The sequence below is a fragment of the Bacillus sp. CHD6a genome (genome assembly GCF_001293645.1).
Classification (GTDB): domain Bacteria; phylum Bacillota; class Bacilli; order Bacillales; family Bacillaceae_I; genus Sutcliffiella_A.
The window spans coordinates 55,512-63,244 of sequence record NZ_LBMD01000023.1; the positions used below are offsets into that span (position 1 = coordinate 55,512).

Annotated in this window: 7 protein-coding genes and 1 pseudogene; 1 reads left to right on the forward strand and 7 read right to left on the reverse strand. The window is 39.5% G+C overall.

The features are described 5' to 3' along the window. Positions 1-14: 14 nt before the first annotated feature. Both AAV98_RS15480 and mce read right to left on the reverse strand, forming a co-directional pair. On the reverse strand, positions 15-1,568 hold the full coding sequence (locus tag AAV98_RS15480) for an acyl-CoA carboxylase subunit beta (protein ID WP_231687756.1): 1,554 nt from the start codon (positions 1,566-1,568) through the stop codon (positions 15-17). Further along, entirely contained in the window at positions 1,558-1,977 is a 420-nt protein-coding gene (gene mce, locus AAV98_RS15485; RefSeq protein WP_060666450.1) for a methylmalonyl-CoA epimerase, read from the reverse strand. Before mce ends, AAV98_RS15480 begins: the two co-directional genes overlap by 11 nt. Before the next feature lie 160 nt (positions 1,978-2,137). Between mce and prli42 the strand changes: the two genes are divergently transcribed. Further along, positions 2,138-2,233: a stressosome-associated protein Prli42 gene (prli42, locus tag AAV98_RS20350; RefSeq protein ID WP_010194162.1), complete on the forward strand. Its 96-nt coding sequence runs from the start codon at positions 2,138-2,140 to the stop codon at positions 2,231-2,233. Between the two features lie 47 nt (positions 2,234-2,280). On the opposite strand, the gene AAV98_RS15490 is transcribed toward prli42, so the two are convergent. The 5 genes and pseudogenes from AAV98_RS15490 to AAV98_RS15510 all read right to left on the reverse strand — a co-directional run. After that, positions 2,281-2,646: a DUF4181 domain-containing protein gene (locus tag AAV98_RS15490; RefSeq protein WP_060666451.1), complete on the reverse strand. Its 366-nt coding sequence runs from the start codon at positions 2,644-2,646 to the stop codon at positions 2,281-2,283. A gap of 123 nt (positions 2,647-2,769) precedes the next feature. Next, positions 2,770-3,276: a L,D-transpeptidase gene (locus AAV98_RS15495; protein ID WP_060666452.1), complete on the reverse strand. Its 507-nt coding sequence runs from the start codon at positions 3,274-3,276 to the stop codon at positions 2,770-2,772. A 59-nt stretch (positions 3,277-3,335) separates the two neighbouring features. After that, positions 3,336-4,298, reverse strand: a complete 963-nt coding sequence (locus AAV98_RS15500) for an aromatic acid exporter family protein (RefSeq protein ID WP_060666453.1) — start codon at positions 4,296-4,298, stop codon at positions 3,336-3,338. Between the two features lie 92 nt (positions 4,299-4,390). After that, the gene (gene pepF, locus AAV98_RS15505) at positions 4,391-6,262 is read right to left on the reverse strand and encodes an oligoendopeptidase F (RefSeq protein WP_231687757.1); all 1,872 of its coding nucleotides are present in this window, start codon (positions 6,260-6,262) and stop codon (positions 4,391-4,393) included. 272 nt (positions 6,263-6,534) lie between these two features. Beyond that, positions 6,535-7,104 (reverse strand): annotated as a pseudogene (locus AAV98_RS15510) (peptide-methionine (S)-S-oxide reductase MsrA); the annotation flags it as partial. Positions 7,105-7,733 lie beyond the last annotated feature (629 nt).

Below are 7,733 nucleotides of genomic sequence, written 5' to 3' on the forward strand. Positions count from 1 at the left end.
CTCGCCTTATGAAGTTATAGAGGGATGTTCCCGTGTTTTTTATATGGTCTTGTTTCCTTTTTATTGCGAAGCATTTCTAATGATTGAATCAATTTAATCCTTGTTTCTCTAGGATCGATTACATCATCTACCATCCCTTGACTGGCCGCTACATAAGGATTAGCAAACTTTTCACGGTATTCTTCAATTTTCTGGGCGCGTGTCTCTTCGGGATTGTCGCTTTCATTAATTTCACGTGCAAAGATGATGTTTGCTGCACCTTGAGGCCCCATTACTGCAATCTCTGCATTTGGCCAAGCAAATACAAGATCAGCGCCAATAGATTTACTGTTTAGGGCTACATATGCTCCACCGTATGCTTTACGTAAAATAACGGTCAGTTTTGGCACAGTCGCTTCTGAATAAGCATAAAGGATCTTAGCACCATGACGAATGATTCCTCCGTGTTCTTGTTTAACACCAGGGAAGAATCCTGTAACATCCTCAAACGTAATGAGCGGAATATTGAAGGAATCGCAGAATCGAATAAATCTGGATGCTTTATCAGAAGAATCAATATCAAGTCCGCCTGCCATCACTTTTGGCTGATTACAAACGAGTCCAACTACTTCACCCTTCAGTCTTGCCAGACCAACTACGATATTTTTGGCAAAATCCTTATGAACTTCCATAAACGACCCTTCATCCACTACCTGGTTAATGACAATTCGAACATCATAAGGTCTGATTGCATCAAACGGGATAGCGTCCGCTAAATCCGGACGGTAGTCATCACCTTGTTCACAAGAAATTCTTTCCGGCTTTTGTTCATTGTTTTGCGGAAGGTAACTTAGCAGATTCCGCACCTGTGCCAGTACTTCTTCCTCTGATGAACTAGAGAAGTGGGCATTTCCACTGATGGCATTATGTACTTTGGCACCGCCAAGGCCTTCTGAACTAATTTTTTCCCCTGTTACCGTTTCTATTACCTTTGGTCCGGTGATAAACATTTGACTCGTCTTTTCCACCATGAAGACGAAATCAGTAATAGCCGGAGAATAGACAGCCCCACCTGCACACGGTCCCATAATGACTGAAATCTGAGGTATTACTCCAGAATAGATCGAGTTTCTGTAAAAAATATGCCCATATCCATCTAACGAAAGAACCCCCTCTTGAATGCGGGCACCACCCGAATCATTCAAGCCGACAATCGGTGCACCATTTTTCGCTGCCATATCCATGACATTTGCAATTTTCTTGGCATGCATTTCTCCAAGTGCTCCGCCAAATACAGTGAAATCTTGTGAAAATAAATAGATTGGTTTTCCATTCACTTTTCCATAACCAGTGACAACGCCATCTCCAGGACCTTTTTTCCCCTGCAAGCCAAAGTCATTACAACGGTGTTCGATAAATGGATTTAACTCTACAAAAGTCCCTTCGTCTACGAGAAGTTCAATTCGCTCTCTTGCAGTTAATTTCCCTTTTTCATGTTGCTTGTCAATACGGTCGTCTCCACCGCCAAGTTCTACTTCACGACGTTTGTCATAAAGCTCGTTTATTTTTTCATAGATATCAATTGTCATGTTGTTTCGCCGCCTTTTCGCAGAATTCTACTAGTACGCCATTGCTTGCTTTTGGATGCATGAAGGCGATATTTGCTCCCCCTGCCCCAATTCGGGATTGCTTGTCAATCATCGGAATTCCCTTTTCCATCATTTCTTGAATTCTATCTTCTATAGATTCTACACTTAAGGCTACATGGTGAATTCCTTCCCCACGCTTTTCGATAAACTTTGCTACCGGACTCTCCGGAGAGGTTGGTTCCAATAACTCCAGCTTGCAGTTTCCTGCATCAATAAATGCCACTCTTACCCTTTGCTCCGCTACATGTTCCACGGCTTCAAAGGTCAATCCCAAAGTCTCTGTATAAAATGGAAGCGCTGTCTCAATGGAGCTTACAGCAATCCCAATATGATTTACATTTCTAATCATGCCAATCCCCCTCGTTGTATGTCCTCTTACTATGACTCTATAACAATTCGACTTTTTGTGCAAAATTCCTTCCTTTTTCGTCTAGAATCCTAACTTGAGAAAGAATTGAAATCCATGTAAAATAGGGATAGTAGAATAGGTAGGGAGTGAATGAACCCAAATGATGAACCGCAAATTCCAAAAGGTTGTCGTATATTTAATGATTGGCGTTATGCTTATTACGACACTATTAGCAGGAGCTTCCATGTTTTTTTAATAGATTGGCAGATAAAAAACGAGCCAGATATTCTGGCTCGTTTTTTATTAGCTGTAAAGCTTTAAGAAGAAGTCAATATTAAACAGAAAAACTACAAACACAACATTCATAAGCAATGTAATGATATATTCTTTAGATTCCTTAATAAATATAACTTGAATGATTGCCTGAAAGCAAAATAGAACAGTAAAGAAAATAATAAAGAGATAATTCATTTCTAGTACTTCTGTTTCAATAAAGGCCGGATACAATACAAATGCTAAAATGACACAAAGAATCCTTCCGAGCAAATCTATCTTCTTCCCTCTTGGATCAGTAAGCTTCGCACGTTTTATCCCCAGTAACTTTCTTACTACGACATCAATAAAAATCAGTGCAACTGCAATTGTTAACATTAACCATACAAAAGTCATACCAACACCCCTCTATTGTTAAACCCTGAAATATATTATCAATAATTATACGCTGAGTTTTACAGAAAGTTTCAAATGTATAAGAAAAAACCGAACGCCAAGTCCGGTTTAGTGATAAAATATCTATTTTAGTACACCCTTCTCTTTCCCAAGCTCATCAAAAGTTTTCTCTGTCTTCACGATCCAAATTTTCGTCCCCACAGGCACCCTGTCGAACAAAGCTTCCACATTTTTATTTTCCAACCGAATACACCCTTGTGTCACATATCCTCCTATGGAGTTTGGATTGTTCGTTCCATGCACTCCATACGTCCTGCCGTCGGTATCTTCTGCGTCAAATCCAATCCATCTTGTGCCAAGGGGATTCTTTGGGTCGCCGCCAGCGATGTCTTTTTTGCGATAGTATGGGTTAATTGCTTTTACGATGATGGTGAACTCCCCTTCAGGTGTAAGTTCTTTAGACTTTCCGGTGGCTACGGTATGGACCTCTTTCAATTGTTCTCCTTGAAAGTAGGCAAGTTGATTTGTTTGTTTATTAACAATAATATATGGATCGCCTGGAAGAGGATTTGGTCCAAGCGGCCAGAGTGGTGATGTCACCAATGCGAATATCAATGAAAAAATGAACACCTTTCATCCACCTTCCTTTAAGGTATAGTGTGGTTGAAAGATGTTCATTCCATTCGTTACTACTTCGTTTTCAATCCAATAAAATCACTTTTGAGAATTAAATATTGTTCAAATTCTTTTAAGAGATGACGAAGAGCCGCTCTGGTTTCAAACTCTTCGCGCGATTGTGGAAGTGGCATTTCTTGAAAGGCTTCGTGCATATCACGTAAGCGCTGTAAGAAAACGTAAGCCGTATTACCTGCGTGAATGGCATGCTCAAGGTCTTCGATGAAATCTGCTACCATATGCGCTTGTTCCACATTATGTTCTATCGTTGCTACTATAGGAAGCATCCGTTCCATGACATCCAGCTGCTTTTCCCTCATTTTAAAATAAAAATAATGATGGTTTTCCTCACGTCTGAAATGATTTTCCACATCACGAAAAGCCAAACTTTTCGCTGCTTTTAATATCTTATTCGTTTCTGGTATTTCTTGTCCACCCCATCCTCGATCACCGTGACGAAGAAAATGAGCTATCTCTGAAAACACCTTATGAAAGTTCTCCTCCACTTGTAACTGGTAGTTTTTCAATTCCTTATCAACACTTGGCATGTAAGTATTCATAATAAGAGCCACCCCTATACCGATGGAAATGATACTAAGTTCATTGATAACAAGTCCTAATGAATAAGCCTCCACTGAATACACATGAAGAAGTATGACAGAACTGGTAGCTATACCCTCTGTTATTTTTAGCATCACCGTAACAGGTATAAAAAATAACAAAAGAAGTGCTATCGAAACCGGATTGTAACCTAAAAGCTCAAAGAACACAAAGCCGAATAAAAGGCTTAAGGAACATGCGATAAAGCGAGCAGTTGCCACTTTCCATGACTTTCTTACTGTATTTTGGATACAAAGGATTGCAATAATTCCAGCTGATGCGTAAAAGTCCAGGTTAAATAACTGTGCAATACTTATTGCTATCCCAGTACCGAGGGCCGTCTTTGCTGTTCGATATCCGATTTTAAATTTTCTCATACACAAAACTCTCCCGACTTCCGTTTGTTCAATATATCACATAGTACTACTATACATGAAAATTGGAGGGAGTTGTTTACTATTTATCGGTATTATTGCAATAGCTCCTCAAATTCATTGACGAGCTCTTCAAACCGTTTTAACGATTCCTCGATCGGCTCTTTTTTACTCATATCCACTCCTGCCCGCTTCAAAATATCAATTGGGGGTAGGCTGCCTCCTGAAGAAAATAGCTCTTTCAAAATCTTATTCTGCGCATCCGTGCCTCCTTCTTCCAATTGCTCTGCAAGTGCTGCTGATGCAGCAAAACTTGTTGCATACTGGTACGTATAGAAACTTGAATGAAAAAAGTGAGGTACTCTGGCCCATTCCATGGCAATCTCCTTATCCACATCCATGTTCGTTCCATAATACTTTTTATTAAGGTCATAATAAACTGTTTTAATGGCTTCAGCGTGTAATGGTTCTTCATTTTGCCCCATTTCATGGATAATCTTTTCAAACTCCGCAAATTGCGTCTGACGGAAAAGCGTTACCCGAAAATCCTCTAAATATTGATAGAGAGCATGGATTTTTTCTTCCTTCGTTTTTGCTTCATCCATTAATTGCTTATGAAGGAGATGCTCCTGCAAGGTAGAGGAAACCTCGGCTGTAAACGTCACATATCTTGCATCCTGATACGGTTGACTTTCATTAGAAAAATAAGAATGCATCGCATGCCCCATCTCATGAGCCAGCGTCAATACGTCGCTTGAAAGTCCTTGATAATTCAATAATACAAATGGATGGGAGTCATACGAACCAATTTGATAAGCCCCTGTTGCTTTACCAGGTGTGTTATAAACATCCACCCAATTGGAAGAAAGTCCCTTTGATAGCGTTTTAACATACGCCTCTCCTATTGGCGATAATCCCTTTATGACTATTTCCTTTGCCTCCTCATATGGAATCTTATCCTCTTTTGTATAAGGAGAAGGTGCCGACAAATCGTACATATGCAAAGAGTCCTCGATGCCAACATATTTCTCTTTCAATTTAAGGTATCTGTGGAATATGGGAAGACCTTCTTCAACAGTGTCAATCAATTGTGTGTAAACCTTCGGATCAATATCGTTCCCCTCTAAATGAGCTACTAATGAGGAGGGATAGTTCCTCGTTGTAGCAAAAAAGTTGTTCGCCTTTACAACATTGGCGAGCATGGAAGCAAAGGTATCCTGGTAATTTCCAAGTGTCTGGTAATACGTTTGGAAGGCAGCTTTCCTCACTTCTCTGTCTTTGCTCGACATATAGACAGAGTATAAAGGTGCCGACATTTCATACACTTTATCCTTTACCGTAAAGCTCGGCAAGACAAGGTCTTTAGACATCATCGTAAAAAGCTCGCTAGGTGCATTTACAATTGGCATCGTCTTTATTAGCATCTTTTCCATATCCGGAGGCAGGGAATGGATTTTTTCATCATAGGTATCTTGTAAGTGATTGTAATATGGTGTTAGTTTCGGACTTTTCATGAGCTTTTCCCAATCGTCTTTTTCTATTTCCTGTAATTTATTTGAAAACCATGCCGTCCGCTCCACCACGTATATCATCATGTTTTGACCTTCATTAGATAAGGCCTGGGCGGAAGTATTGCTGATATCCACATCCAGATTGATACGGGAGTAGACAAAGATTTTTTCCATCAAACGAAACAGCTCAAAATAATCCTCTAGTAAAATTAAAATTTGCTTGTCGTTGTCCAGTTTTTCTTCTTTTTTGGCAAAACGGTCTGCCAATTTTTTAGCTTTATATACATCCTGTTTCCATTGCGTTTCATTCTTATATAGAGTTTGAAGGTTCCATTTATATTCGGCTGGAATATCAGCGCGCGATTTATAGGTTGGGCTATCGGCGTAGGTTAGAATCGGGCTGAAACATAGAATGACGGTTATTAATAGTGATGTCATAATTCGTGTGGTTTTCATTTTCAGTGTGGTCCTCCCTTAGTTTTCTGCTAAGGGTTAGTGTTTGTTTTCCAGCTTTTTCTATACATTTTGTTTAGGATGAGGAGTGCTGGTAATGGTAGGTGAGCTGTTTAATAGGAAAGGGAGTGAGCTTGGGTGGGTGAAGACAATTTCTGGGTGAATTTTGTTATGAAAGTGTCTTCATAAACTGAATGAAGACATTCTTGTGGTGACTTTCGTGATGGAAGTGTCTTCATCATGGTGGATAGAGATGAAGCAATTTGCAAATCCCCCTACCATTTCAATGCATTCACCAATGAAATTAACTGGGCTGCGTCTTCCCTTTCCCACTGCCTGATCTCTTCTTTCAATGCAGAAAGAGTACCATAACCTTTTACAAAACTGTTTAACCTCGCTACCAAAGTTGCATTTGTAAAAGCCTCTTCAGTAAGGAAGTGCTCTCTTAGTTTTTGGGTAGCATTAGAATATCTTTTCAGGTAATATTTCTGGTGTCTTTCTTCTGCAAGTGCAAAATGGTCAAGTGGTGAAATTTCTGTACCTATTATTTGTGAGTTTTTAGTTTGGATCTCTGTCTTAATTTTTTCTATAGCATCTTTTTGGTCGATGTCCTGGTATAGAAATATCGATAAGTATTGTCTCCCCTTATAGTTTCCTCTATTAGAATTGTGGGAGTTCCAAAAGTGACGGACTAATTCATTAAAGGTTATTTGCGTAGGATCATAATCAATTTGTAAGCACTCGGTATGATCTCCCATTTGTTTGTAGGTAGGTGCAGGAGTTGTACCACCTGCATAGCCTACTCTTGTGTGGATGACTCCTTTTAAATACCCGAACCGGGCATCAGTACCCCAGAATCAGCCCATGCCGAGTGTGACCGTTTGAAGGTTGTGATTGTTGTTGATCATCGTTTGTGCTCCTTTCTTTGGGAAGAGATTTTATTTGTTAGTGTTAAGTTAGCATGAATAATTATGTATGGGAAGCTGTTGTTTGAGGACAATGTTTCTACTTATTCCGTTAACATTGTCCTCATTCACGTCCTATGAGGACAATGTTTCTCTTTTCTCGTTAACATTGTCCTCATTCACGTCCTATGAGGACAGTGTTTCTACTTTTCCCGCTAACATTGTCCTCATTCACGCCCTATGAGGACAATGTTTCTCTTTTTTGGCTAATATTGTCTTCATTCACGTTCTATGAGGACAATGTTTCTACTTTTCCCGCTAACATTGTCCTCATTCACGTCCTATGAGGACAGTGTTTCTACTTTTTCCGTTAACATTGTCCTCATTCATGCCATATGAGGACAGTGTTTTTACTTTTTCCAGTCAAGTCCATATTAATGTGTAAAAATAGTTACAACGTGATCTAAGAATAATTGTGTTAGGGTTTGTTTTTTTAGGTTTTGATCTTAAGGGCTTAGGATGTATATCATTATCCCCTAGGGGGTAAAAAATTTCCTTTTTATGGATCA

Excerpts from the sequence above, each read along its gene's own strand:
- AAV98_RS15480 (WP_231687756.1), bottom strand. The coding sequence starts at position 1,568 with ATGACAATTGATATCTATGAAAAAATAAACGAGCTTTATGACAAACGT.
- prli42 (WP_010194162.1), top strand. The coding sequence starts at position 2,138 with ATGATGAACCGCAAATTCCAAAAGGTTGTCGTATATTTAATGATTGGC.
- pepF (WP_231687757.1), bottom strand. The coding sequence starts at position 6,262 with ATGAAAACCACACGAATTATGACATCACTATTAATAACCGTCATTCTA.
- AAV98_RS15490 (WP_060666451.1), bottom strand. The coding sequence starts at position 2,646 with ATGACTTTTGTATGGTTAATGTTAACAATTGCAGTTGCACTGATTTTT.
- mce (WP_060666450.1), bottom strand. The coding sequence starts at position 1,977 with ATGATTAGAAATGTAAATCATATTGGGATTGCTGTAAGCTCCATTGAG.
- AAV98_RS15500 (WP_060666453.1), bottom strand. The coding sequence starts at position 4,298 with ATGAGAAAATTTAAAATCGGATATCGAACAGCAAAGACGGCCCTCGGT.